Origin of the sequence: Nitrosospira multiformis, assembly GCF_900110185.1 — a bacterium.
GTDB lineage: Bacteria > Pseudomonadota > Gammaproteobacteria > Burkholderiales > Nitrosomonadaceae > Nitrosospira > Nitrosospira multiformis_A.
Map to the genome: position 1 here is coordinate 357,575 of NZ_FOCT01000002.1, position 26,124 is coordinate 383,698.

The 26,124-nt window shown below is 53.8% G+C and carries 26 protein-coding genes; 9 read left to right on the forward strand and 17 right to left on the reverse strand.

The window, feature by feature from the left end; all coding sequences use genetic code 11:
- Positions 1–5 precede the first annotated feature (5 nt).
- Positions 6–1,457 (reverse strand): Asp-tRNA(Asn)/Glu-tRNA(Gln) amidotransferase subunit GatA, encoded by a 1,452-nt coding sequence (gene gatA / locus BMY01_RS03850; protein ID WP_074744438.1) that lies wholly within the window; start codon positions 1,455–1,457, stop codon positions 6–8.
- A 105-nt stretch (positions 1,458–1,562) separates the two neighbouring features.
- Positions 1,563–1,850 carry an Asp-tRNA(Asn)/Glu-tRNA(Gln) amidotransferase subunit GatC gene (gatC, locus tag BMY01_RS03855; protein WP_074744440.1) on the reverse strand — a complete coding sequence of 96 codons (288 nt, stop codon included), beginning with the start codon at positions 1,848–1,850 and terminating at the stop codon, positions 1,563–1,565.
- A 111-nt stretch (positions 1,851–1,961) separates the two neighbouring features.
- Here gatC and BMY01_RS03860 point away from each other — a divergent pair, with 111 nt between their 5' ends.
- From BMY01_RS03860 to BMY01_RS03890, 7 genes are all read left to right on the forward strand, one after another.
- On the forward strand, positions 1,962–3,020 hold the full coding sequence (locus BMY01_RS03860; protein WP_074704936.1) for a rod shape-determining protein: 1,059 nt from the start codon (positions 1,962–1,964) through the stop codon (positions 3,018–3,020).
- Positions 3,021–3,115: 95 nt separating this feature from the next.
- Entirely contained in the window at positions 3,116–4,012 is an 897-nt protein-coding gene (gene mreC / locus BMY01_RS03865; protein WP_074744442.1) for a rod shape-determining protein MreC, read from the forward strand.
- 32 nt (positions 4,013–4,044) lie between these two features.
- Positions 4,045–4,530 carry a rod shape-determining protein MreD gene (gene mreD / locus BMY01_RS03870; RefSeq protein ID WP_074744594.1) on the forward strand — a complete coding sequence of 162 codons (486 nt, stop codon included), beginning with the start codon at positions 4,045–4,047 and terminating at the stop codon, positions 4,528–4,530.
- Positions 4,527–6,467 (forward strand): penicillin-binding protein 2, encoded by a 1,941-nt coding sequence (gene mrdA / locus BMY01_RS03875; protein ID WP_074744444.1) that lies wholly within the window; start codon positions 4,527–4,529, stop codon positions 6,465–6,467. Before mreD ends, mrdA begins: the two co-directional genes overlap by 4 nt.
- A complete protein-coding gene (gene rodA / locus BMY01_RS03880; RefSeq protein WP_074744446.1) occupies positions 6,460–7,560 on the forward strand; it encodes a rod shape-determining protein RodA in 1,101 nt (366 codons plus the stop codon). Before mrdA ends, rodA begins: the two co-directional genes overlap by 8 nt.
- A gap of 5 nt (positions 7,561–7,565) precedes the next feature.
- Positions 7,566–8,768, forward strand: coding sequence for a septal ring lytic transglycosylase RlpA family protein (locus tag BMY01_RS03885; RefSeq protein ID WP_074744596.1), 1,203 nt, complete (start codon positions 7,566–7,568; stop codon positions 8,766–8,768).
- Between the two features lie 204 nt (positions 8,769–8,972).
- Positions 8,973–9,914 (forward strand): hypothetical protein, encoded by a 942-nt coding sequence (locus BMY01_RS03890; protein ID WP_074744448.1) that lies wholly within the window; start codon positions 8,973–8,975, stop codon positions 9,912–9,914.
- A gap of 93 nt (positions 9,915–10,007) precedes the next feature.
- Here the strand turns inward: BMY01_RS03890 and glmS are convergent, their stop codons facing one another.
- Together glmS and glmU are read right to left on the reverse strand one after the other, a co-directional pair.
- Entirely contained in the window at positions 10,008–11,855 is a 1,848-nt protein-coding gene (glmS, locus tag BMY01_RS03895) for a glutamine--fructose-6-phosphate transaminase (isomerizing) (protein WP_074744450.1), read from the reverse strand.
- 71 nt (positions 11,856–11,926) lie between these two features.
- A complete protein-coding gene (glmU, locus tag BMY01_RS03900) occupies positions 11,927–13,315 on the reverse strand; it encodes a bifunctional UDP-N-acetylglucosamine diphosphorylase/glucosamine-1-phosphate N-acetyltransferase GlmU (RefSeq protein WP_217638605.1) in 1,389 nt (462 codons plus the stop codon).
- On the opposite strand from glmU, the gene BMY01_RS03905 reads away from it, so the two are divergent.
- Positions 13,314–13,601 (forward strand): hypothetical protein, encoded by a 288-nt coding sequence (locus BMY01_RS03905; protein ID WP_074744452.1) that lies wholly within the window; start codon positions 13,314–13,316, stop codon positions 13,599–13,601. The two genes, glmU and BMY01_RS03905, sit on opposite strands and share 2 nt — an antisense overlap.
- 99 nt (positions 13,602–13,700) lie before the next feature.
- On the opposite strand, the gene BMY01_RS03910 is transcribed toward BMY01_RS03905, so the two are convergent.
- The 9 genes from BMY01_RS03910 to BMY01_RS03950 all read right to left on the reverse strand — a co-directional run bounded on the left by BMY01_RS03910 (position 13,701) and on the right by BMY01_RS03950 (position 20,632).
- On the reverse strand, positions 13,701–14,120 hold the full coding sequence (locus tag BMY01_RS03910; protein WP_074744454.1) for a F0F1 ATP synthase subunit epsilon: 420 nt from the start codon (positions 14,118–14,120) through the stop codon (positions 13,701–13,703).
- Positions 14,121–14,186: 66 nt separating this feature from the next.
- Positions 14,187–15,566 (reverse strand): F0F1 ATP synthase subunit beta, encoded by a 1,380-nt coding sequence (atpD, locus tag BMY01_RS03915; RefSeq protein WP_011379672.1) that lies wholly within the window; start codon positions 15,564–15,566, stop codon positions 14,187–14,189.
- Between the two features lie 30 nt (positions 15,567–15,596).
- Positions 15,597–16,478 (reverse strand): F0F1 ATP synthase subunit gamma, encoded by an 882-nt coding sequence (atpG, locus tag BMY01_RS03920; RefSeq protein WP_074744456.1) that lies wholly within the window; start codon positions 16,476–16,478, stop codon positions 15,597–15,599.
- A 3-nt stretch (positions 16,479–16,481) separates the two neighbouring features.
- The gene (gene atpA / locus BMY01_RS03925) at positions 16,482–18,023 is read right to left on the reverse strand and encodes a F0F1 ATP synthase subunit alpha (RefSeq protein ID WP_074744458.1); all 1,542 of its coding nucleotides are present in this window, start codon (positions 18,021–18,023) and stop codon (positions 16,482–16,484) included.
- 14 nt (positions 18,024–18,037) lie between these two features.
- On the reverse strand, positions 18,038–18,574 hold the full coding sequence (locus BMY01_RS03930; RefSeq protein WP_074744460.1) for a F0F1 ATP synthase subunit delta: 537 nt from the start codon (positions 18,572–18,574) through the stop codon (positions 18,038–18,040).
- A 3-nt stretch (positions 18,575–18,577) separates the two neighbouring features.
- A complete protein-coding gene (locus BMY01_RS03935; protein WP_074744462.1) occupies positions 18,578–19,048 on the reverse strand; it encodes a F0F1 ATP synthase subunit B in 471 nt (156 codons plus the stop codon).
- Positions 19,049–19,085: 37 nt separating this feature from the next.
- The gene (gene atpE / locus BMY01_RS03940) at positions 19,086–19,358 is read right to left on the reverse strand and encodes a F0F1 ATP synthase subunit C (protein WP_011379667.1); all 273 of its coding nucleotides are present in this window, start codon (positions 19,356–19,358) and stop codon (positions 19,086–19,088) included.
- 53 nt (positions 19,359–19,411) lie between these two features.
- The gene (gene atpB, locus BMY01_RS03945; RefSeq protein WP_074744464.1) at positions 19,412–20,218 is read right to left on the reverse strand and encodes a F0F1 ATP synthase subunit A; all 807 of its coding nucleotides are present in this window, start codon (positions 20,216–20,218) and stop codon (positions 19,412–19,414) included.
- 21 nt (positions 20,219–20,239) lie between these two features.
- Positions 20,240–20,632 (reverse strand): ATP synthase subunit I, encoded by a 393-nt coding sequence (locus BMY01_RS03950; protein WP_074744466.1) that lies wholly within the window; start codon positions 20,630–20,632, stop codon positions 20,240–20,242.
- A 417-nt stretch (positions 20,633–21,049) separates the two neighbouring features.
- On the opposite strand from BMY01_RS03950, the gene BMY01_RS03955 reads away from it, so the two are divergent.
- Positions 21,050–21,991: a PEP-CTERM domain protein gene (locus BMY01_RS03955; protein WP_074744467.1), complete on the forward strand. Its 942-nt coding sequence runs from the start codon at positions 21,050–21,052 to the stop codon at positions 21,989–21,991.
- On the opposite strand, the gene BMY01_RS03960 is transcribed toward BMY01_RS03955, so the two are convergent.
- The 4 genes from BMY01_RS03960 to cysC form a co-directional block, all read right to left on the reverse strand.
- Positions 21,988–22,458: a DUF3565 domain-containing protein gene (locus BMY01_RS03960; protein ID WP_074744469.1), complete on the reverse strand. Its 471-nt coding sequence runs from the start codon at positions 22,456–22,458 to the stop codon at positions 21,988–21,990. The genes BMY01_RS03955 and BMY01_RS03960 overlap by 4 nt on opposite strands.
- A 143-nt stretch (positions 22,459–22,601) precedes the next feature.
- Positions 22,602–23,600 (reverse strand): polysaccharide deacetylase family protein, encoded by a 999-nt coding sequence (locus BMY01_RS03965; protein ID WP_254772590.1) that lies wholly within the window; start codon positions 23,598–23,600, stop codon positions 22,602–22,604.
- 104 nt (positions 23,601–23,704) lie between these two features.
- Complete coding sequence (locus BMY01_RS03970; RefSeq protein WP_074744471.1) at positions 23,705–25,045, reverse strand: putative O-glycosylation ligase, exosortase A system-associated; 1,341 nt, start codon at positions 25,043–25,045, stop codon at positions 23,705–23,707.
- Positions 25,046–25,151: 106 nt separating this feature from the next.
- A complete protein-coding gene (gene cysC, locus BMY01_RS03975) occupies positions 25,152–25,811 on the reverse strand; it encodes an adenylyl-sulfate kinase (protein ID WP_074744473.1) in 660 nt (219 codons plus the stop codon).
- Between the last annotated feature and the right edge of the window lie 313 nt (positions 25,812–26,124).

The following is a 26,124-nucleotide window of genomic DNA, read 5'->3' on the forward strand; positions in this document are numbered from 1 at the left end:
CTCCTCTACTCCTTTGGCATCCGTGTGTGCCAATCTGATTCAAGCTGATATTGATGGGCCACGTTCAACATTTGTGCCTCGGCAAAATAATTGCCGATGATGTGCAATCCAACCGGTCTGTTTTTATGCCCGAAGCCAACCGGAATGGACATCGCAGGCAGGCCTGCCAGGTTGACCGCAATGGTGTAGGCATCGGATAAGTACATCTGAACCGGGTCGCTGCTCCTCTCCCCGAGGTCGAATGCCACTGTAGGAGAAGTCGGCCCCATGATGACGTCGCACTGCTTGAATGCCTCGGCGAAATCCTGTGCCATGAGGCGACGCAGCTTCTGCGCCTGGATGTAGTACGCATCATAATACCCATGCGACAGCACATAAGTGCCGATCAGGATGCGGCGTTTCACCTCTGAACCAAAGCCCTGCGCACGGGTTTTCCGATACATGTCGTTGAGATCCAGGTAATCGGGAGCACGATAACCGTAGCGTACGCCATCAAAGCGCGACAGGTTGCTCGAAGCTTCGGCGGGAGCAAGCACGTAATAAACCGGAACCGAAAGCTTCGTATTGGGCAGCGACACCTCCACCGTTTCGGCTCCCAGCTTGCGATACTGGCCGATGGCGGCTTCTACCGCGCGCGCCACATCCTCGTCTATTTCCTTGACGAAATATTCCTTTGGCAGGCCAATGCGCAGACCGTCGAGCGGCTTTTCCAGGTCGCGCGTGTAATCTTCCGGTTCGCGCTCGAGACTGGTTGAATCGCGGGCATCGAACCCTGCCATGACGTTGAGCATCAGCGCCAGGTCTTCCGCTGATTTAGCCATCGGCCCACCCTGATCGAGGCTGGATGCGAAGGCGACCATGCCATAGCGCGATACCAGCCCGTACGTCGGCTTGAGGCCCGAAATGCCGCATAACGCCGCCGGTTGCCGGATTGAGCCACCGGTGTCCGTCCCGGTCGCGGCAGGCGCCATACGTGCTGCCACCGCGCAGGCGGAACCGCCGGAGCTTCCCCCTGGCACGGCTGCGGTATCCCAGGGATTTTTTACCGGCCCGTAAAAGGAAGTTTCATTGCTGGAACCCATGGCGAATTCGTCCATATTGGTTTTACCAATATTGACTGCGCCCACGGCATTGAAGCGCCCGATCACGTGGGCGTCATAGGGCGAGATGAAATTCGACAGCATTTTCGATCCGCAGGTAGTGAGCCAGCCCTTGGTACAGAAGATATCCTTTTGTGCAATGGGAATGCCGGTCAGGGGTTGGCCGCGCCCGGATCCGATCAAGATGTCCGCCGCCTGCGCCTGAGCGAGGCTCGTCCTTTCATCGAGAGTGATGAAGGCGTTGTATTCGGGATTAAGCGCTCGGGAACGCTTGAGAAATTCACTGGTCAACTCAACGCTGGAAATTTTCCTTGCGGCAAGCATCGCGGAAAGTTGCTTGAGGCTGGCGTTCAACATGGCTGGTTTTCGCTGGATGAAGCAAAATGAAGCAAAACGTGAAAAGGCTCCTGGAAGGAGAATAGAAATTACAGGGGAGCGGTCACGCAGGGATCCTGCGTTGGGTTACTCGATGACTTTAGGCACCAGATAAAGTCCCGCTTCTACCTGGGGAGCTACCGACTGGAACAGCTCGCGCTGATCGATTTCCGTGACGGCATCTGCTCGCAGACGCTGCATTACATCCTGCGCATGCGACATGGGGGTTATCGCGGATGTATCCACTGCCTGCATCTGCTCGATGAGGTCAAATATGCCTGATAACTGGATCAATGCCTTGCGCGCCTCATCTTCGCTGATCTCGATGCGCGCCAGATTTGCAACACGTTTCACATCATCCAGAGACAGAGACATTTCCGGCTAAATCCTTTATAACCCTTATATTCAAATAGCTAATAGAGTATCATAGCCCGATTCTTTTCACCTGCTTTTAATCACTATCCTCCGCGACGGACTCCGTAAATCATGCTTAATTTTTTAAATAACAGTGTATTGAAGGGTTACTTTTCGACCGACATGGCGATAGATCTGGGAACGGCGAACACTCTGATCTACGTGCGCGGTCAAGGCATTGTCCTCAATGAACCCTCAGTGGTAGCGATACGCCAGGATGGGGGTCCCAACGGCAAGAAAATCATTCAGCAAGTAGGGCTGGCTGCCAAGCAGATGCTCGGGCGTACGCCGGGCAACATCTCGGCTATCCGGCCAATGAAAGATGGCGTCATTGCGGATTTCACCGTTACGGAACAGATGCTGAAGCACTTCATTAGAAAGGTAAATCCTCCGCGGCTGTTTTCCGCCAACCCGCGGATTGTCATCTGCGTACCCTGCGGTTCGACCCAGGTCGAACGTCGCGCCATTCGCGAAGCGGCGTATGGCGCGGGCGCCCGTAAAGTGGAATTGATCGAGGAACCGATGGCGGCTGCCATCGGCGCCAATCTGCCGGTCGAGGAAGCCACGGGCTCCATGGTGGTCGATATAGGGGGCGGCACGACCGAAGTCGGCGTGATCTCGCTGGGCGGTGTCGTTTACTCGAACTCGGTACGCGTCGGAGGAGACAAGTTTGACGAAGCCATCATCAACTACATACGCCGCAATTACGGGATGCTGATCGGAGAAGTAACCGCCGAATTGATCAAAAAGGACATCGGCTCCGCATTTCCGGGATCGGAAGTACGCGAACTGGAAGTCAAGGGCCGTAACCTGGCAGAAGGTATTCCACGCAGCTTTACCATTTCGAGCAATGAAGTGCTTGAAGCGCTGACCGAGCCGTTGAACAACATTGTAAGCGCTGTCAAATCCGCACTGGAGCATACCGCGCCTGAACTCGGAGCCGATATTGCCGAAAAAGGCCTGGTGCTCACGGGCGGAGGCGCGCTGCTTCGCGACATCGACCGGCTGCTCATGGAGGAAACCGGACTTTCCGTCATCATCGCAGAAGACCCTCTTACTGCCGTCGTGCGTGGATCAGGGATTGCACTGGAAAACATGGATCAACTGGTTGGCATATTCGCCAGTGACTGATAACCTTTATAACTGCGCTACTGCCACCTTTCACTACCGCCTTCAATGCACCGTACCTTCCAGTACCTGAAAATCGGGAACATAAAACTTCGCACATGATAGAAATCTCTCCCCGGTTTTTCAGGCACAGCCCCAGTTTACTGGCTCGGACGGCTTTTTTTGTCATGCTGTCATTGCTTCTGATGGCACTGGATAGCCGATCCAAATATCTCGGGGGCGTGCGGGAAATTTTTTCCGTGATAGTTTATCCGCTGCAGAAACTGGCTCATGTGCCCATGTCAATGTACGATGCCACAAGCGAACTCTTCCAGCATGGCGAGATAGCGGAGGAAAATGCACGTCTCAAGCAGCAGCATCTCGTTGACAAAGGCCAGCTCCTCCGGCTGCGTGCGCTGGAAGCCGAGAATACCCAGCTGCGCAAGCTCCTGAATGCGACTCAGCGTATTGAAAACAAGGCAACAGTGGCGGAAATCCTGCGCGTGCCGCATGATCCATTCAATCGCAAGGTATTGCTTGACAAGGGCAGCATGGCCGGAATCGAGTCGGGGCAGGTCGTCGTAGATGATATGGGGGTGGTGGGGCAGGTTACCCGCAATTACCCGCTGGCCTCGGAAGTGACTCTCCTCACGGACAGGGACCATTCCGTTCCCGTGCAGGTGGTACGCAACGGCCTGCGCTCGATCATATCAGGTACCGGCAGGGAAGGAGTGCTGGAGTTGAGGTATATGGCAATCAACACTGACATTCAGGAAGGGGACGTGCTGGTTACATCCGGGATAGATGGCATCTATCCCCCGGGGCTTCCCGTTGCTGCAGTATCCCAGATCGAGCGTAATCCCAATTATATCTTTGCGCGCATCATCTGCACGCCTGCTTCCGGTGTGAATCAGAATCGGCAGCTGTTAATCCTTTCCACGCGGGCGCCTCGTACCGGAACACCGGCAGAAGCAACCAAAATGAAGCCCCGCCCCCAGGAAGCGAGAAGACAGTGACGCTCGCTAATTCATCCAGGCACGAAATTCTGATGCCAGCCAAAGGCTGGTTCATCATGCTCAGCCTGATCGTGGCGCTACTCCTGAATCTCATACCGCTGACAGGCACCGCTCGGACGCTGCAGCCCGATTTTGTCGCGTTGGTGATGCTTTACTGGTATGTCAATGAACCCCAGCGTGTGGGCATCGGCATGGCATTCTGGATGGGTCTGCTCATGGATCTCAGCAATGCCAGTACCTTCGGGCAACACGCGCTCGGGTACAGCGTAATGGCGTTCATGGCACTGATCTTCAACCGGCGCATGGGTATCTTCGAAGGATATAAACAAGCTCCCCAGATAGGACTGGTTCTGCTTTCAGGACAGATCGTCACACTTCTTGCCGGGCTGTTTGCCGGTTCTCCTTTCCCCGGCTGGAACTTCTTTCTTGGCAGCATTGTCGGCATGTTACTGTGGCCGCTTCTCTCAGCCATATTGAGGGTGCCGCAGAAACCCTGGTCTGCTTCCGATGCAAGATGAATCACAGAATCGAGCTTCGAAGCTACTCGCGTGAGTTACACAATTTCCGCCTGCGGCTGGCGATAAGCGCCGGCTTCATGCTGCTGCTCTTCCTGCTGCTGTTCGCACGCTTCTTTTACCTGCAGGTTTCTCAGCGTGATCACTATCACACGCTGGCGGAAGCCAATCGCATTTCCATTGCGCCGATCGTTCCCAACCGCGGCCTGATTTTTGACCGCAATGGCGTCGTGCTCGCTCATAATTATTCTGCCTATACACTCGAAATCGTTCCGAGCAGGATCGGAAATCTCGAGCGCCTCATCAATGAGCTGACGACGGTAGTGGAGATCTCCGCGCGTGACCGCAAGCGCTTCAAGAAATTGATGGAGGAGAACAGAAGATTCGAAAGCTTGCCTATTCGCACGCGATTATCGGACGTGGAGGTTGCCCGCTTCGCCGCCAACCGCTATCGCTTTCCGGGAGTGGAAATCAAGGCGCGACCGTTCCGCCAGTATCCCAAAGGCGAGTTCGCCTCTCACGTGGTGGGTTACATAGGGCGCATCAATGACAAGGATCTGGAACGGCTGGAGGCTGACAGCGAACTCGCCAATTACCGCGGTTCCCAGCACATGGGAAAAATCGGCATCGAACAGAGCTACGAGAGGGAATTGCACGGCATCACCGGAATCGAGGAGATGGAAACCGACGCAGGCGGCCGTGCAATTCGCGTCATATCCCGCACGCCGCCGATTGCGGGCAGGAATCTCAAGCTATCGCTCGATTTCAAATTGCAGGAAGTCGCGGAAAAGGCGTTTGGCGACCGGCGTGGCGCACTTGTCGCCATAGAACCGGCAACGGGAGACGTGCTCGCGTTCGTGAGCAGACCGGGGTTCGATCCGAATCTTTTTGTAGACGGGATCGACACCGAGAATTGGGAATTGCTGAACAATTCCATCGACCGGCCGCTGAACAATCGCGCTTTGCGTGGCGTATACCCGCCCGGCTCGACGTTCAAACCCTTCATGGCTCTGGCTGGTCTGGAACTCAAGAAGCGTTGGCCGGGAAGCGCAATCAGCGATCCCGGCTACTTCAGTCTGCCCGGAAGCACTCACCGTTTTCGCGACTGGAAAGCCGGCGGTCACGGCCTCGTGGATCTTCACAAATCGTTGGTTATCTCCTGCGACACTTATTACTATTCGCTGGCTCATGACCTCGGGATCGATAATATCTACAATTTTACCAGTCAGTTCGGGTTGGGGAAAAAGACTGGGATCGATATCGAAGGCGAAGCCGCCGGCTTGTTGCCCTCTCAAGAGTGGAAAATGCAACGGCATAAACAGAACTGGTTTGCGGGCGATACGATTTCTGTGGGGATTGGCCAGGGTTATAATCTCACCACGCCGCTGCAACTAGCATTTGCAACCGCTGTGCTCGCCGGCAACGGCGCTGCGTTCCGTCCCCATCTCGTCAAGCAGGTCCTGGACAGTAACAACCGGATCGTACGGGAATTCGGCACAAGTCCGCTGTACCGACTCAAACTCGATCCCGCCAATTTGAAGGCGGTACATAATGCGCTGGTCGATGTAACCCGTCCGGGCGGCACAGCCGCGGTCGCCGGTGCAGGGGCCGCTTATACCTTTGCCGGAAAAACGGGGACTGCGCAGGTGGTGGGGGTAAAACAGGGGGAAAAGTATGAGGAAAGCAAGCTCGATGAACGCCATCGTGATCATGCGCTTTTTATAAGCTACGCCCCCGCTGAAAACCCCAAAATTGCGCTGTCCGTACTGGTGGAAAATGGCGGCCATGGCGGTTCGGCAGCGGCGCCGATTGCCCGCGTGGTGATGGATTACTATCTGCTGGGTAAACTGCCTAAAGAAGCAGCTGCCCGGCCTGTCGATCAGGTGGACGAAGAGGAGGATGAGGAGCACCAGCAGAACCGGGAGGACGGGCATGGCTAGACTCCCGCACGCAGGGCACTACTTTACGCGCTACATCGATGGTCTTCTGCTTTGTGGAATTCTCCTGCTCATGGCAACGGGACTTATCACGCTTTTCAGCGCAACGGATGCCAATAGCGCGCGGGTCACGAGTCAGGCGATCAATATGCTGGTCGCGCTCAGCGTGATGTGGCTGGTCGCCAATATTCCGTTGGAGCATATCATGCGGATCGCCTTACCGTTATACGCGGCCGGCCTTTTCCTGCTGCTCTGCGTCGCGCTGTTCGGGGAGGTCAACAATGGCGCGAGGCGCTGGCTGAACCTGGGTGTAACCCGCATCCAACCTTCCGAACTGATGAAGATTGCCGTGCCGCTGATGATGGCCTGGTACTTCGACAAGCACGAGACAACCTTGCGGCTGCGGGATTACGGCGTGGCCACCCTGCTGCTGCTGGCTCCGGTACTGTTGATCCTGCGCCAGCCTGATCTTGGAACCGCGCTGCTCATTGCCTCGAGCGGTTTTTATGTCCTGTTCTTCTCCGGGTTATCCTGGCGCATCATGGCGGCGGTGGCGATTGCGGGGGGAGCAAGCCTTCCCCTGCTCTGGTCCATGATGCATGATTATCAGCGCAAGCGCGTCATGACGCTTCTTGACCCGACGCAGGACGCGCTTGGCGCCGGCTACCATACCATTCAATCCACTATTGCCATCGGCTCCGGGGGAGTGCTGGGCAAGGGCTGGCAGCAAGGCACCCAGACCCATCTTGCGTTCCTCCCCGAGAGAAGCACTGATTTCATCTTCGCGGTATTCTCCGAAGAATTCGGTCTGCTCGGCAATTTGCTGCTGCTGCTGTTGTATCTGGCTCTCATCGCCCGCGGGATGGTGATTGCCGCCAACGCTTCCACCCAGTTTACCCGCCTCATCGCCGCTTCCATCACGCTGACTTTCTTCACCTACATCTTCGTCAACATCGGGATGGTCATCGGCATTCTGCCCGTGGTAGGGGTGCCTTTGCCCCTGATCAGCTATGGCGGCACATCAATGGTGACAATGTTGCTGGGATTTGGTATTTTGATGAGTATCCAGACTCATCCGAAGCTTGTTAAGACGTGATACTTATGGATACACATCCTGCCGGCCTGCCCCTCTTACAGTCAACTGCACAGCCAACGACGCAGTCAACAGCCCAGTCGATTGCCAGGCGATGCGCCGCTTGGATGGTTGTACTGACCATTCCCCTTTTCTTTAGCGGGTGCGGCACCTTTTTCAAGCTGGAGAAAAGCGAGGAGAAGACTGCGAAGCCTTCATCGGTCTCCACTCTGTTTGGAGGCAAGAAAAAAGGAGGCGGTTATTACCTGGATGATGGTCCCGGCGACAATCCACCTGCCGATCTCCATCTGATCCCTGATGCCATTCCCCGGGAAGAACCCTTGCGCGCCTCCACCATGCGGCCTTATTCAGCTCTGGGAAAACGGTATAAACCGATGACGCGTCACGAGCCCTATAAAACGCGGGGAATGGCATCCTGGTATGGGCGCCGCTATCACGGGCAGAAGACCGCGTCGGGGGAGGTCTACGATATGTATGCCATGACGGCTGCACATCCCACCCTCCCCATTCCGAGCTACGCACGTGTGACAAGCGTGGCGAGCGGGAAATCCGTGGTGGTGCGTGTCAATGACAGAGGACCTTTCCTCTCCAATCGCCTCATTGATCTTTCCTATACGGCCGCATATAAACTGGATGTACTGGGTGGGGGCAGCGGCCTGGTCGAAGTGGAATCCATTGTGCCCGGAACGGGTAGTTTCACGCGGCTTGCCGCGGCTGCACCTGCCCAGCGTGTAAGTTCAACATCCAGCACTTCCAGGTCTCCCTCCGGCTCTTCCGCTAGTCCAAATCCAAATGGGCAGGCAGGAACCATAGCCGACCAATCGGTGGCGGTCATTACCACCACCGAACCGGACTCCACTGAAGCGCAGCCGGGTCTGTTCCAGGCCGCTTTTGCGCCGGCAGTAGCTGATACGCCCACCGCTAGCCCTACCGGCGATGGCGCCCCTCTTTCATCTCCCGAAACACCTGCTGCCGTTCCTGCGGGGATCTACCTGCAGTTGGGGGCCTTCAATGCGTATGACAATGCGGATAATTTTGTCGTCCGCATGCGAAATGAATTACCATCGCTGATGACCAGCCTGGATATCATTGCAAAGGATGGTCTGTTCAAGGTCCATGCAGGTCCTTATCCTGACCGTGCCTTGGCCAGAAAGGCTGCGGACAAAATCGCCGAGGCGCTGTCAATCAGGCCGGTGCTGCTGACGCGGTAGGCCGCACACCCTCTTCATCGGCTCTCTTCACCGGGAGCGACACAAACCTGCTCCCCATCCGGCGGCTGCTGGCAGTCCAGCAGCGGCAGAAGGATTCCCGATTTGAACTTTCCACTTTAATTTTTCGCTTCGGGGGGGCAGAATGGTATGTAAGCGGGTATTTTGCTCAGGCAATTCCTATTCACGGTTACGAGGGCGGACAAAATGCAGATCAGGGATCAGGTTACCCCGGCAACGATTCTTGCAGAACTGGTCAGTCATGCACGGGCGCAGCCTGCGGATACTCAGGGCTTCTGTCACGTAAATTGTCAGGATCTATATGGCCGGTTTCATGCCAAAGCCGAACGTATCTTCGCCTCTTTCGATAAGTATATTCCTCTGACCTGGTACCTCTGGCGCGCAGGTGAGAGCGCAACGGACATAGCGATGAGATATTCGAGCGAATTTCTTTCAGGAGGTACGGACCGGTTCATCGGGATGCGTCTGATCTCCCGCGATGAATTGGCGGCAGGTGATAATCAGGCAACAAAAATAGGCGCTCAGATTCGAGAATTGCAGAAAGATTACGACGCACTGTTGGAAAGGTATTTCCTGTTGCTTTGTACCGACGATGAAAAGCAGCAGGAAAAAATTGAATCCATTATCGAGGCGCTGAAGGCAGATACCACCATCGTTACTGTTGTACCACGCTATGCGTGGTCTTTTTTTGCCATGGAAGATGCGGTGATCGACGCAGTGGTGGACCGTTTGATGTACCCGGATGATTATGTTCGCCAGCAAGCCCGGGAGCAAGTATCCGGACTCGACAGGAGAAGACTTGTCCTGCTACTGTCGTGCCTGATCCATGGGATCGAGGAAAACAGTTGTTTCACCGTTTCTGACGACTTTGTAATGCACAACGAACTCGTACAGGAATTTGAAAAAGATAATCCGGAAGAACGCGGGTCGGTGGCCGAAGATGTCATCGCGATGGATGGAAGATTTTTCTTTCGCGAGGCAGATGTGAATGGGTTCGAAATCTATCAGGACAGCGTGTCCGCTGTTATAGCCCTGTATTATGACGCGAAGGTTCGGTACAGCCATACGGGGGATGAGGCTGTACACTATCTCTATACCCTCTTGGAACAAACAGGTGAGACAACCTGAGCGTTCGCTAGCTATGCACTGCCGCCGGGATGGCAACTGCAACTATATGGCTGAAAACCGGCTTTAGCCAATAGTCAGTTCAATAGATACTTCTTACTCCACCGTCACTGATTTCGCCAGATTTCTCGGCTTATCCACATCCGTACCTTTTTGCAGCGCGACGTGATAGGCGAGAAGCTGCAGGGGGATGGTGTGGAGGATAGGGCTGAGCAGTCCCGCATGTTCCGCCAGACGAATGATGTGCACGCCTTCGCTTTCCTGAATGTGGGAATCGGCATCGGCGAAAACGTAAAGCTCTCCCCCACGGGCGCGTACTTCCTGCAGGTTTGACTTGAGTTTTTCCAGCAGTGCGTCATTGGGGGCTATGGCGACGACGGGCATATCCTTATCCACCAGCGCAAGCGGGCCGTGCTTCAGTTCCCCGGCAGCATAAGCTTCGGCATGGATATAGGAAATTTCCTTGAGCTTGAGCGCACCTTCCAACGCAATGGGATAATGCATGCCGCGGCCAAGAAACAGGGCGTGGCGTTTCTCGGCAAACCTTTCCGCCCAGGCTTTCACCTGCGGTTCCACTTGAAGACTGTGCTGAAGCGCAACAGGCAGGTGGCGCAGGGCAGTAATCATCTGGCGCTCACTCTCACCCGACAGTTTGCCGTTCAATTTCGCCAACGTCATGGTGAGCAGCATCAGCGCGGCAAGCTGTGTGGTGAATGCCTTGGTCGAGGCCACACCGATTTCCGGGCCTGCCCGGGTTAGAAAGCGTAAATCCGTCTGGCGCACGAGCGCGCTTTCGGCCACATTGCAGATCGCCAGACTGTAACGATGTCCGAGTGATCTTGCATAACTCAGAGCGGCCAGGGTATCTGCCGTTTCTCCGGATTGAGAGATGCCCACGATCAGGGTGTCGGCTCCAACCGCCGGGTTACGGTAACGATATTCGCTCGCGATCTCGACATTACAAGGAATTCCCGCCACGGTTTCAAGCCAGTAGCGGGCGACGACACCAGCGTGATAGCTGGTGCCACACGCCAGGATGAGGATACTTCTGGTATTTTTGAAGATGTTCTCCGCCTCGGTACCAAACAGGCGCGGAGAGATGGATTGCGCATTGAGCACCATTTCCAGCGTGTTCGCCACGACGCCGGGTTGCTCGAATATTTCCTTCTGCATGAAGTGCGCATACGGGCCCATCTCCACCGCCTCGTTTGTCAGCTCACTTTCCTGCACCGCTCGTGCGACCTCTGCACGTGCGCCATCGTAACGGCAATTGACGATGCGGTAGCCATCCTGGCGCAATTCGGCGACATCGCCCTCTTCTAGATAGATCATGCGCCGGGTAACCTGCAGCAAGGCGGAAGCATCCGAGGCAGCGTAGATCCCATCTTCGCCCAACCCAAGCAGCAGTGGCGCTCCATTGCGGCAAACGATGAGGCGCTCCGCCCTTGCTTCCTCCATTACTGCAATTGCATAGGCACCCCGCAATTCGCCCACGGAACGGCATACCGCTTCGAATAAATCTGGGTTTTCCCTGAGATGAGACGAAATGAGGTGAGCGATGACTTCCGTATCGGTATCGGAACTGAACTCGAACCCTGCCTTCTGCAAACGCTGACGCAGCACCTCATGATTTTCGATGATACCGTTATGCACCACCGCCACCTTGGGTGTCTCTCCGGAAAAATGAGGATGAGCGTTGCGCTCGGATGGAGCGCCGTGCGTAGCCCAGCGGGTATGGGCAATACCCACGTCTCCGCTGAAGTGTTGCTCATCCGCAAGCTTGCTGAGCTCGGTGACTCGCCCGGTGGTGCGTAACCGGTGCAGACGACCATTGTTCAGTGCAATGCCGGCTGAATCATATCCGCGGTATTCCAGCCGGCGCAGGCCTTCAATCAGAGTGGGGACGATATTGGTTTTTGCGACTGCACCGACGATTCCACACATCAAAAGACTCCTTTCTTACAGGTACCAGCAATTGGCGCGGTTCAAGGATGGAAAAAGATGGAAGGCTATGCTCAATTTTTGGGCTTCGGTTTTTTTACCGGGCGTTTCCACCCATCGATACTCAACTGCTTCGCTCGCGAAAGCGTCAACATATCAGGTGGCGTATCCCTGGTAATGGTCGAACCCGCACCGATCGTGGAACCGCGGGCAACTCTGACCGGTGCTATCAACTGGGTATCGGAGCCGACAAAGACATCATCCTCGATGATGGTCTGGTATTTATTGGCGCCATCATAATTGCAGGTGATCGTCCCTGCGCCGATGTTGACGCTCCTGCCCACCACGGCATCCCCGATGTAACTCAGGTGGTTTGCCTTGCTGCCAGCCGCAAGGGCGCTGTTCTTGACTTCGACGAAATTGCCGATGTGAACTTCGTCCTCCAGTCGCGTGCCCGGACGAATACGGGCATAAGGACCGATACGGCAATTTCGACCAATTTCCGCAGCCTCTATCAAGCTGAATGGCGCGATTACCGAACCCGCGGCTACCCGCACGTCTTTCAGTATGGTGTGAGCACCCACTTTTACACCATCATCCAGTTGAACGTCCCCTTCAAATATGCAGTTGATATCGATCATAACGTCTCTGCCGCAAGAAAGTTTACCGCGGATATCGACGCGCGACGGATCAGCCAGCGCTACACCCTGCTCCAGCAATTTATTGGCCTGCGCTGTCTGATAGATGCGTTCCAGTCCGGCGAGCTGAACCTTGCTGTTGACTCCGGTGGTTTCCCATACATGAGCGGGATTGACTGTTTCTACCTTTACCCCATCCTTCACCGCCATCGCGACAATATCGGTCAGATAATACTCACCTTGCGCGTTGTTGTTTTCAAGCTTGTGTAACCAGTTGTGAAGATAGCGATTCGGAACCGCCATGATGCCCGTATTGATTTCATTGATGCTGCGTTGGGATTCGCTGGCATCTTTCTCCTCGACAATGGCGGCAACCTCACCCGTTGCGCTATGCCGAACGATTCTACCGTAGCCTGCTGGATCAGGAAGTTCTACCGTCAGTAAACCTAATGTTTGCTTTCCCGCCGTCGCGATCAGCTTTTTTAATGTTTCGACGCTGGTCAGAGGCACGTCGCCATACAGAATAAGTGTAATGCCCTCTTTCTCGATATGAGGCAGGGCCTGCATCACTGCGTGACCCGTTCCGAGTTGCGGGACCTGTTGCGCCCAGATAAGGTTTTCATCCGCTATCGTTTGCGGGACTGTCTCACCCCCATGTCCGTAAATGACACAAGTTGCGTAGGGCGATAATGCGCGGGCGGTATCGAGCACATGCACCAGGAGAGGCTTGCCTGCCAGGGGATGCAACACTTTTGGCAGCGCAGAGTACATGCGTTTTCCGAGACCGGCAGCAAGAACGACGATGTTCAGTTTGGACACATTCATGAAGATATCAGGACATGCGGGAACGTGTAATATTCAACCCGCAAAGGTAGATCAACTGCAGGAAGTTAAGGTTGAAGCGGATTTACAAATGGAAACCGGATTAATTTATCATATAGCTGGCACAAATCCAAATGAAGTGGCAAATTGGGACCGTGCGGGTCTGATTGCAGTATTTCCGCTCGGAGCTTCCAGCAACGAACGGGGGATACGAGAGCAGACATACTCAAGTCCGGCTGTACTTCGAAGCAGAGATACCGATGTCTTTACAGGCAGGCGGTTCAATTGAGCGTAAGCTATGGACTGCTCGTCAGTTCGACTTCAGGAATTGATTTACAGAATTGAAAAAGGGCGGTATTTCCGCCCTTTTTCAATTCTGGTTCGAATATCAGTGTCCGCGTTTCCGTAATTTCTGAATTGCCGCGAGTTGTGCGATTGCTTCGCTCAGTTCTGCCTGTGCCCGTGCGTAATCCAGAGCGGAAGCTCGATCTCTTACTGCTTCTTCCGCACGCTTTTTGGCCTCGATGGCCTTTGCTTCATCAAGGTCGGCGCCGCGTACCGCGGTGTCAGCAAGGATAGTGACGACATCTGGCTGGATTTCAAGCATACCGCCGGAAACATAGACTAATTCCTCTTCTTTCAGCGGTACCTTGATGCGTACTGATCCCGGCTTGATGCGCGTCAGCATGGGGGTGTGCTGAGGATAAATGCCCACCTCACCTCCTTCTGCCGGCGCAACCAGAAATTCAGCCGGACCGGAGTAAATGGATTCCTCCGCACTGACGATATCAACGTGAAACACGCCCATTTTAGTTCCCATTCATCATTGAATCGGGACGACTGTTTTATCCGGTCGCCCGATTCATCAACTTGATTATTGCAAGGTTTTAGCTTTTTCAACCGCCTCGTCTATGCCGCCAACCATGTAAAACGCCTGCTCGGGCAAGTGGTCGTATTCTCCCGACACAATGCCTTTGAAGCCTTTGATGGTCTCTTTCAGAGGTACGTATTTTCCCGGCGCACCGGTAAACACTTCGGCCACGTTAAAGGGTTGTGAAAGGAACCGCTGAATTTTGCGTGCCCTTGCCACAGCCAGCTTGTCTTCAGGAGAAAGCTCATCCATTCCGAGAATTGCAATGATATCGCGCAATTCCTTATAGCGTTGCAGGGTTTGCTGCACGGCCCGGGCAGTCGAATAGTGCTCTTCGCCCACTACGAGAGGATCAAGCTGACGCGAAGTCGAGTCGAGAGGATCAACCGCTGGATAGATCCCCAGCGAAGCAATATCACGCGATAGCACGACGGTAGCATCCAGGTGACCAAAGGTTGTAGCAGGTGATGGGTCGGTCAGGTCGTCCGCGGGCACGTACACGGCTTGAATGGAGGTAATGGAGCCCGACTTGGTGGAAGTGATACGCTCCTGCAAACGGCCCATTTCTTCAGCCAGCGTCGGCTGATAACCCACAGCCGACGGCATCCGGCCCAGCAACGCGGATACTTCCGTACCGGCCAGGGTGAAACGATAGATATTGTCCACGAACAGCAATACATCCCTGCCTTCGTCGCGGAAGTGTTCCGCCATGGTCAGGCCTGTAAGCGCCACCCGCAACCGGTTGCCGGGCGGCTCATTCATCTGGCCGTATACCAGCGCCACCTTGTCGAGCACGTTGGAATCCTTCATTTCATGGTAGAAGTCATTCCCTTCCCGAGTACGCTCCCCCACACCCGCAAATACGGAATATCCACTATGCTCAATGGCGATGTTGCGAATCAGCTCCATCATGTTCACGGTCTTGCCCACACCCGCGCCGCCAAATAGTCCCACCTTACCGCCCTTGGCAAAGGGACAAACGAGATCGATAACCTTGATCCCTGTTTCCAGCAGCTCGGTAGACGCGGACAATTCGTCAAAGGCAGGGGCTTTCTGATGGATTGATCTGTTCTGCTCGGCGCCAATAGGTCCCATTTCGTCTATTGGCGTACCCAGAACATCCATGATCCGCCCCAATGTTTTAGTGCCGACAGGAACACGAATCTGGTCACCGGTGTTTGTTACCATCATGCCGCGCCGCAACCCCTCGGAGGAGCCGAGCGCAATCGTGCGAACGACGCCGTCACCCAACTGCTGCTGCACCTCGAGCGTAAGCTCCGAGCCTTCAAGAACGAGCGCGTCATACACCTTCGGCATTTCTTCCCGCGCAAACTCGACGTCAACCACCGCGCCGATACACTGAACAATTTTTCCCTGATTCATATTGTTCCCTAAAAAATCAATTCAAATTATTTAAACTGCCGCCGCGCCGCCAACAATTTCGGACAGTTCCTTGGTAATGGCAGCCTGTCGCGACTTGTTATAAATCAATGTCAGCTCGTTGATGACATTCCCGGCATTGTCCGACGCAGCCTTCATCGCCACCATGCGCGCAGATTGCTCGGATGCGATGTTTTCGGTCAACGCCTGGTAAATCAGGGCTTCCACGTATCGCACCATGACGTCATCGATGACGGGTTGGGCTTCGGGTTCATAGATGTAATCCCATACACCACGCTGCCCCGTAGGTCCATCACTGCTTCTAAGACGCTCATCGGAAAGCGGAAGCAACTGCTCCATCGCCGGTTCCTGTTTCATGGTATTGATGAAACGGGTATAAAAAAGATATACGCGGTCGAAACGATCCTGGTTATAACCATCCAGCAATACTTTTATTGCCCCGATCAGCCGTTCCAGATCGGGCGCATCCCCGAGGCTCACGACATGCGAGATGACATTGGCGCCCATGCGGTTCATGAACCCTAATCCCTTATTACCGATGCAGCACACCTCGATCTGTTCGCCTTCGGCTTCCCAGGCTTTCATCTTGCTTACCGCCATGCGAAGCACGTTTGTATTAAGCCCGCCGCACAAACCCTTGTCAGAGGTAACAACAATGATGCCAATGCGCTTTACCGTGTCACGTTCTATCAGGAACGGGTGGCGGTATTCGGTGTAAGCACGGCTCATGTGCGCGGCGACGTTGCGAATCTTCTCGCCATATGGCCGGGCTTTTTTCATGCGTTCCTGGGCCCGGCGCATCTTGGATGCGGCCACCATTTCCATTGCGCGCGTGATCTTCTGCGTGTTCTTCACGCTTTTGATCTTGTTGCGTATTTCCCTGCTGCCAGCCATCGGTCAGTATGTTCCGTTCTTCTTGAAATCCTGGATTGCCGCATCGAGTTCCTTCTCGGTCTCCGCATCCAGATCCTTGGTAGTCTCTATCTTGTCCAGAATGGCGCCGTACTTGCTGCGGATGAAGCCTTTCAGCGCGGACTCGAACGCCAGTGCACGGCTCACTTCCACATCATCCAGGTACCCTTTGTTGACAGCAAACAGGGTAAGCGCCATTTCAGACACGCTCAGCGTGGAGTACTGCGGCTGCTTCATCAGTTCCGTCACCATCTTGCCGCGCTCCAACTGCTTGCGTGTAGCTTCGTCGAGATCGGAAGCGAACTGTGCAAACGCAGCCAGTTCCCGGTATTGCGCCAATGCGAGACGCACGCCGCCACCCAGTTTCTTGATGACTTTGGTCTGTGCCGCACCACCCACCCGAGACACTGAAATACCGGCGTTGATAGCTGGCCGGATACCCGCATTGAACAGGTCGGATTCCAGAAAAATCTGCCCGTCAGTAATGGAAATAACATTGGTGGGAACGAAGGCGGTAACGTCGCCTGCCTGAGTCTCGATCATTGGAAGGGCTGTCAGGGAACCGGTCTTCCCTTTGACTGCGCCATTTGTCTCTTTTTCCACATAGGCTGCGCTAACCCGCGCAGCGCGTTCCAGCAGACGGGAGTGCAGGTAAAACACGTCCCCGGGATAGGCCTCCCGGCCAGGAGGACGCCGCAACAATAGGGAAATCTGGCGATAAGCCCATGCCTGCTTGGTCAAGTCGTCGTAAACGATCAGGGCATCCCTTCCGGTATCGCGGAAATACTCGCCCATAGTGCAGCCAGAGTAAGGGGCGATGAATTGCATTGCTGCCGACTCCGACGCAGTAGCCGCCACTACGATCGTGTATTCCATAGCGCCGTGTTCTTCCAATTTGCGAACTACGTTGTTGATGGACGAGGCCTTTTGTCCAATCGCAACGTAGATGCAAGTCATATTCTCGCCCTTCTGATTGATGATCGCGTCTATCGCCACCGCTGTCTTACCCGTCTGGCGGTCTCCGATGATCAACTCGCGCTGGCCCCGCCCGATGGGAACCATGGCGTCGATGGATTTTAATCCGGTCTGCACAGGCTGATTCACTGATTGACGCCAAACCACGCCTGGTGCAATTTTTTCTATGGGCTCCGAACGCTGCGTGCTTATCGGCCCCTTGCCGTCGATCGGCTGACCCAATGCATTGACCACACGGCCGATCAGTTCTTCTCCTACCGGAACTTCAAGAATGCGACCCGTGCACTTGACGGTGTCGCCCTCGGTAATGTGCTCATACTCACCCAGAACAACCGCACCTACAGAATCGCGCTCGAGGTTGAGTGCAAGACCGAAGGTATTACCGGGAAACTCCAGCATTTCGCCCTGCATCACATCGGACAGCCCATGGACGCGCACGATGCCGTCGGTTACTGAAACTACCGTGCCCTGTGTCCGGACTTCCGCGGTTGCTTCAAGCCCTTCAATTCTGCTTTTGATCAGCTCACTGATCTCGGATGGATTTAAATGCATTTTTCAGTTAACTCCTAGCTTTTAAGTGCAACAGCCATGGCTTCCAGTTTACCTCGCACGGAGGCGTCAAGCACTTCATCGCCTATTTCGACTATCACGCCGCCTATCAATTCCGGATCGATACTCACTTTTGCCTCTATCTTGCGTTTGAATCTAGCCTCGAGATCAGCCACCAGGTCCGTCAATTGAGCATTATTCATGGCAAAAGCAGAAATAACTTTGGCATCCAGCACGCCTTCATAACGGGTCTTGAGTTGCTCATACAACTCACTCACCTCAGGCAAAATTTCAAGCCTGCCATTTTCCGCTAGGAGCAAGATGAAATTGCGACCTTCTTCATTGAGCCTGTCCCCGCAAATACCCAGGAAAAGCTCGCTCAGTTTTCGGGAAGATATCCTGGGGTTCCCGATCAGTGAACGGATATTTTCGTCGGCCGCGACAGTGGCCGCCAACTGCAGTGTGTCCGACCAGCGTGCGAGATCGTTCTGGCTTTTTGCCAATTTGAAGACAGCCTCCGCATAAGGCCGGGCAATCGTGCGCGTTTCGGCCATCGGCTAGAGCTCCGCCTTGAGGGATGTAAGCAGTTCCGCGTGCGCTTTTTCATCCACCTCGCGCCGGAGGATCTTGGCGGCCCCCGCCAGGGCCAGGTCCGCCACCTGCTGGCGCAAAACCTCCTTTGCGCGAAACACTTCCTGCTCCACCTCTGCCTTGGCGCCCACAAGAATGCGGTCACCCTCTTCTCTCGCGGCCACCTTGGCTTCATCCACGATCTCCGCGGCACGCTTTTCCGCCTGCGCGATGATATCGGATGCTCGCTGCTTGGCCTCCCGGACGACGTCGCCTGAGCGTTGACTTGCCAGTTCGAGTTCGCGCTTGCCACGCTCGCCCGCAGCCAAACCTTCAGCGATCGTTTTCTGACGATTCTCGATTGCGCGCATCAATGGAGGCCACACAAACCTGACCGTGAACCAGATGAAGATGGCAAACGCCATTGCCTGGGAAATAAGCGTGAAGTTTATGTTCATGGCTAGCCTCTGGGAATGATACCGGGAGCAATCACTATTACTTGATTACGGCCAGCAACGGGTTGCCGAACGCGAAAAGCATCGCAAGACCCACGCCGATAATGAATGACGCGTCGATCAGACCGAGCAGCAGGAACACTTTTCCTTGCAGCGTCGGGATCATTTCCGGCTGACGTGCGGCGCCTTCCAGGAAGCTGCTGCACATAATGCCGATACCGATACAGGCACCGGCTGCGCCGAGGCCGATCATCAGGCCGATGCCAATGCCCGTGTATGCCTGAATCATGGCCAGGAATTGCAAATTCTCCATCTGGTTTTCCTCTCTAGTAGTAATTGAAATTGGTTAAGAACAGCAGCGCAGAATCAGTGTGACTCGTGCGCCATGGAAAGATAAACCACCGTCAGCATCATGAAGATAAATGCCTGCAATGTGACGATCAAAATATGGAAGATGGCCCACCCTGCATTCAGCAGCGTGCCAAAAAATGTCCCGGCAAGGCCGGTTGCAGCCCACATGCCGAGCAGCAGAAAAATGATTTCTCCGGCATAAATGTTCCCGTACAGCCGCAATGAATGCGAAAGCGGCTTGGAGACGTATTCAACCAGATTGAACAGGATATTGACCGGCCACAATAGAGGGTTCTTGCCGAAAGGACTGCAGACCAGTTCGTGTATCCAGCCGCCCACGCCCTTGACTTTCATGTTGAAGAAGATCATCAGGAGCCACACGGAGAGCGCCAGCGCGAACGTCGTATTCACGTCGGCAGTCGGGACGCTGCGCCAATTGTGCAGCCCCACCAGCTCGTATACCTTCGCCATGATATCGATCGGGAGGAAATCCATGGCGTTCATCATGAGCACCCACACAAACACGGTGAGCGCAGCAGGCGCCACAAATGCATGCCGATCTCCGTGAAAAGTGCTTTTGACCTGATTATCGATGAATTCGATGGCAAGCTCCACGAATGCCTGCCGCTTGCTGGGAACGCCCGAAGTCGCGCCGCGCACCACCCACCAGAGAAAACCGAGGCTGACGATACCGGTCAGCGCCGCCATGATGAGCGTATCCACATGTAGCGTCCAGAATTCACCCTCACCGATCGAACTCGTCAGATTGGTCAGGTGATGCGACATATAGGAAGTTGGAGTAAGTTCTGTGCCTGATGCCATTTATTTGCCTATCTCAACTGTTTATTGCTTTATTTGCGCAACCTTTGCATCATCCGTTACGAACAATGCCAGCCCGAAGATCAGAACCGTCAGTATGAAGGTCCCGATAAAGCCGACCGCAACAACATCCTTGTAGAGCGTCATCACGAGCCAGAGCAATGCAATTGTGATGACTATCTTTACCGCTTCTGCTTTCAGGGCCGTGATTAATATGCCGCCCGCAGTGGAGCCGCGAGACCTAGAGACAATTGCAGAAAACGTCGCTGCAGAAACAATGCTGACCACACCGCCCAGAAAAGCTGAGGCTGCGCCGTGGAATCCCCATAACAAACCCAGCGTTAGCACCATCGCCAGTGTGACAATCAGTTGCCAACGCATGACAACGCGTACCGGCTTGTTTCGTATCCAGGGCATTTGCTGAGCTTCGTCGGAAAGCGCCAGTCACAAAAACAGATGTTGAAAGTGACCTTAGCTCGTTGAACGTGTGTTCGTGGAAGACCTGATTTTAATTCAATTCCTTGGCCAGCACGGCTTGTTTCCTTCTTCCAGGTCTCCTGAATAATTAAATCCGGCTTGACCTATTTAAAACACGCGGATTCTAATCTGCTTGCGCACAACAGTCAATGGAAAGACCTCTTTTCATTCACGGAAACTCTGCAAAAAACTTAATATGGTGAAGACTTCACCAGGATACGAGCATCGAGAGGTGGAATGCAGTTAAAAGTGGAAACACCGTTGAATCATCAATTGGTATTTACATTTCCTCCCACACTCGTTACGAGAATACATGAAACGAGAGTTTCCCATGGTCAGACAAGGAAGGGAGGCAGAATGAGAGATATTTATTTCCGGATTTTCACGCTTGCGCTTGCTGCCGGATTTGCTTTCACTTCCCACTCCTATGCGGGAGCAATCAATGTGTTATGGTACACGTATGCCGATCAGCGCTCGGAATACCGGCAGAAAATTTCGCAACTGGCAGAAATCGTTCACACGCTCCCACAGGCTGATAGCATCGAGTGGAACCTGCGCTACTGGGGATCTTCTGATCCTGCACCGGATTTAGCCAGCTTTGATGTCCTTGTGATTGAAAGTGGCGAGGCTTTTCTTACTGGCCCTCCAATGGGGGAAGCGGCAGTTCCTGATTACACAGGCATTCTGGATAACCGGGTTGCTATAGAAGCTGCACGCGGAGATCGAACCTTCATTACTGCTTCGGATGCCGATTTTCACGCGATTCGCGGGGATACGGGAAACATATTGAACACCGCAGAAGACCAGGACCACGGTGGCAGGTGCGTCCCGGCATTAACCTCGCCTGCCTGCTGGGACGGCGCTTTGGGTCACTTGGTCAACGCCGTCAACTGGGCAGGGAGCGGCAACGGACTTGGGATTGTCTCATTTCTGGATGGAGAGCACCCGGGATCATTCTGGTGGGCGCATGAAAATTCGTTCCTGCGAGACGAGCTCTACGGAAGTATCGACTATTCCGGTTCCGATCAAACCCCCATCATCAACTCTGAACAGTCGGACTATTCCCTGAACTGTGGGCTCACTTCCAAGGGTCTCTCGAACTGGAAGAATTCGTTTCATGCAACTTTTCGTCCCATCGACGGCTACACTCCTATTATTGATTCGAGTTTGAGGCCGAGCTCTGCCGTTGCGATTGCCGCCATCTTTTTGCCCCCAGCCCCTGAAGCCGAGTCATATCTGATGCTCTACCCTGAATACCTGAGCAAAGAATGCAACGAAGGTACCAAAGATGCTCGTTAGGTCTCCTTATCCGGAGCCCGGTAAAATTCAACGAAAAAGCGGACAGGGCCTTGAGGTTCTACATTATGGAGAACTTCAGGCACAACTACTCCAACCGTTTCTGCCGACAGTTCCGTATCCACATTCAGCATACCGACGCGATAGCGAAGCTTCCCCGCTTCCACAATGATCTTCCCCCATACGCCGGTTTTGGTCGAGTGGTCTTTTCTCAACGCTGCCGGCACCGTTTCCTCAGTGAAGACGGACGTCCGCTTGTATGGAACAAAGTAGTCGGGCAACTCGAACTGATCGCAGCGGACACAGTTAAGCGTCTTTCCTATCATCCCTTCGCGCCCCTGCTCGGAAGTGATCCAGGGCCGATTGATGAACGGCGGATCATGCCGCACATGCTGAGCGTGTCCGCAAGTCAGAATTGCGATCGGATCTCCCTCACTATCGGTATCAAATCCTGTAATGGGTCTTTCCATAGATTGAGCAAATGGTCGTGGAAAACTTGACTTATATGAACTTCTCAAAGAAGAGAGAATTTCAGGCTTTCCCTCTGTTGCGCAGAAGCCATCATTAACTTCGAGGGTAAAGAAAAAACCAGGAGCCCCTATATGATCAGGCGTTAAACTGTTTCTCCAGTTTTCAGCATATTTCGCGCCATCAGAAGGGCGAATCGTAGCGGGCGTCTATCCCAGGGAGTAAAACGAGGTAGCTGATAGAGGTCGCTGCCTTTTCCCGCTGCTCCATGAGCAGTTGAGACTGCCGCGTCAAACCCCAGCTTCTTTACCATCCGGACGTGATCGGGCAGATAGTCTCTTCCCGGCTTCCCATTCGGGTAGGCAAAAAACTGCACTGGAGCGCGAATAATGCCCTCCAGCATCTCTTTGCCGGTAGCGATGTCAGCATAAGCTGCGCTGTTCTCCATTTGTGCCAGGATGGGATGACTGGCGGTATGTCCACCTATTTCCATTCCTGCATTGTGCATCATCCTAACCTGCTCAGAGGTCATCATGAGATTGTCAGGCAGCATGACTGGAATTAACGCCGACATCGCCTCCCCGGTCCATTGCCGGGATTCAGAGGGCAGATACTTGAGCTTGCCCAATAATTGGTGAATAGTTTGACGACGCTCGGGAACAGTTCCGATCGGAAACCTTCCTAAGCCCAAGCTGTCAAGATCCACGGTGCTTCCCGGCGCACGACGTATCAATTCTATCACGGTATCATTGAACATCCGGCCCCCGTCAAGAAAACCGGTTGCCACGAAAAAAGTGGCAGGAATGCCACGTTTTTTCAGAATCGGCAAAGCGATTTCCGCATTATCGGCATAACCGTCATCGAAAGTGACACAGGCAGCACGTGGAGGCAGCGTTCCATTATGGAGACCACGAATCGCCTCCCCGAGAGATATGACCCTGAAACAGGCCGCCAGCTGCTCCATCTCCTGATCAAAGGACTGCGCGTAGCACTCCTCCGGAAAAAGTGGATCCTGACAGGGCAACACCCGATGATAAATCAGTATGGACAGGCGAGCGCGCCGACCCCCGGGGGAAAGCAGATGCAACATTGCATGGCCCGTCAGCAGTGGCCAAAGTGCCGTACGGTCTACCGAGTCGTTCACAAGGTTACACACAGGGTTATATTTAGGGATCCTCATGGGAGAAAAAACCGGAGGGCGAGCAGAGAGTTTGTAGGGCAATGACTCTTCGACTCTTCTCTCATATCCTAGCCTGAATCCCCCGCAACCGGCTGCGATTGAGAGGGATTCAGTTGCCCAAACTGTGGGGGAGAGCCGGGGGCTTTTGCAGTGACTGCCGCCGAGGCTTTTTGCTTGAGTTCTTTTTCCACCAGAACACGCATTGCAACCATTGCCCCCATGAGATAGTAGGGAACGTCAAAATAAAGAAGGCTAAGGAAAGCTCCTCCGGTAGCAAAGCCGATAAGAGATACCTGAATCATCGTTGCCAGATTGGAAGCCCATCTGTACTCTTCGAGCTTTCTCGTGTTGCGTATAATCCATGAACCGGTTCGCCAAGTGAGCCATGCGAGCAGCAAGTAAAGCCCCAGCCCGACAAAACCATGCTCACCGAGCGCCTGAAAATAAATGCTGTGAGCAGCGTGCACATCTTCAGGATTGGGGGCGTAAGCGTAGAACATTTCAGGGGTAATAATCTCGAAACCACCCCCGGTGAGCGGCCGAGCCTTGGCAAGATTGTAGGCCATCCACCAGGCATTGAAACGGCCCTGAACCGACCCGTCCTCTTCATAGGTATTGATGCTGTCCATTCTTTGAGACCACTGCTCAGGCATGAATGCCAGTAAAGGAGGGATAGCCATAGCTCCCAACAACGCGAGGCCAAGCTTTTGGCGACTCTTGAGCCATAGGAATATTCCCATTGCCACAATGGCCAGCAGAGCGCCCCGTGAATAGGAGCCGAGCGCTGCAACCGCACATAGAAGCATGGCAACTGTAAACGCGTGCCGAGCCCAGGGTTTCTGCACGGTGATTTGAAGATAGTGCATCAGGGGAATAGTCATGATGAGTGCGAGAGCGATTTCATTGTTTCCTCCAATGAAGGTACTTTGAGGTCCCCACACCATATCAACCCCTCCCCCTTTCAGCGTAAAAACGCCTCCCTTGACTCCGTAATATCCCAGCGAGATAACTATTATCCAGATGAGAAGCTCGATATGTTTTTTTGTCTTGATGAGCATGAAGATCACAAAAGTCATCAGCATGATCTTCATCACCTTGTTCCACTGGGTGTATATTTCATCTGGATAAATAGCAAAGATCGAGGTCACATTCATCCAGAGAACGAAGGCTATGAAAACCCAAGTGATCGAGGTTCGGGGCAAATTTTTCGGCTCTTTGGTAAATAGAAGAGTTATTAACGTGACCGCTGCAATAATAGCCGCGAACGGAAAGCTAGTAGCAAACCCCCACCCTTGAGTATGGGGATTCATTACACTGATCCAGACCCACATCAAAGCGCCTATATATGGCCTTGTAAAGATTAGCGGCAGGAAGCCAAAGACAATAAGGGTAACAAGAATGTCTCTCATGTTTACAGATCAAGATTTTGAAGCATCGTCTTTATTGAACCCATGATATGCCCGATTGGCGGGTTCTATTTATCAGCGCTAGTTGATCGACTAATCAACAGAACGGCTAGTGATCGCTAATGATCCTTGGTCCGATTCCCGGCCTGGTTTCATCAGTACTGCTCAGTCCTTCCCTGAAAACGTTACGCTGCTCTAGATATCTAATTACTTTCGCGACACAATCCTCAAGCCCCAACTCGCCCGTTCTGACTATCAGCTCAGGACTGACAGGAGTCTCATAGGGCGACGATATCCCCGTGAATTCCTTGACCTCGCCCGCCCGAGCCCGTTTATAAAGTCCTTTCACATCGCGCTGCTCACATACTGCGAGACTGGCCTCGCAAAAAATCTCGATGAAATCCCCATGAGGAAAAATACTGCGTGCCTTTTGCCGGTCAGCTCGAAAAGGTGAAATAAAAGCGGTCATTGCTATCACGCCCGACTCGACCAGAAGCCTCGCTGCCTCACTTATGCGGCGAATATTCTCGGAACGATCTTCCACGGAAAATCCCAGATCGGAGCATAAACCTTGACGCACATTATCCCCGTCAAGTACGAACGTGCGGCAGCCCAACTGGTAAAGCTTTTCCTCCACCGCATGAGCCAACGTCGATTTGCCAGAACCGGAAAGCCCTGTAAACCAAAGGACCGCTGATCGGTGCACGTTCAACCTCTCCCGGTGCGCCCGAGTAATGGTGGCGTTATGCCATACAGTATTGGTATTCATATTCCGATCTCAGATTCCGATTTTTGGATAAACCGAATTATATCGGCAGCGATTCGGATTTATATCTGGACCGAAGTACAAGATACAGAAGAACAGGAGCGTAGTCGGTAACTTCCCAGTGATCAGTTTGTCAAGATCCAGGATTAGAGGAAACCTTTGTTGATGGAAGTCTTTAGAGCTTGCCGGTCGCATTCTGAGCTGATTACGACAGAAACCGCACAAAAAATGAAGCGAACACAAGTGTGTTCAAGTAATTATGGCAGCAAGCCGTTAGGTCTACAACTTCGAATTATCGATTGCTTTCAACCCTTTC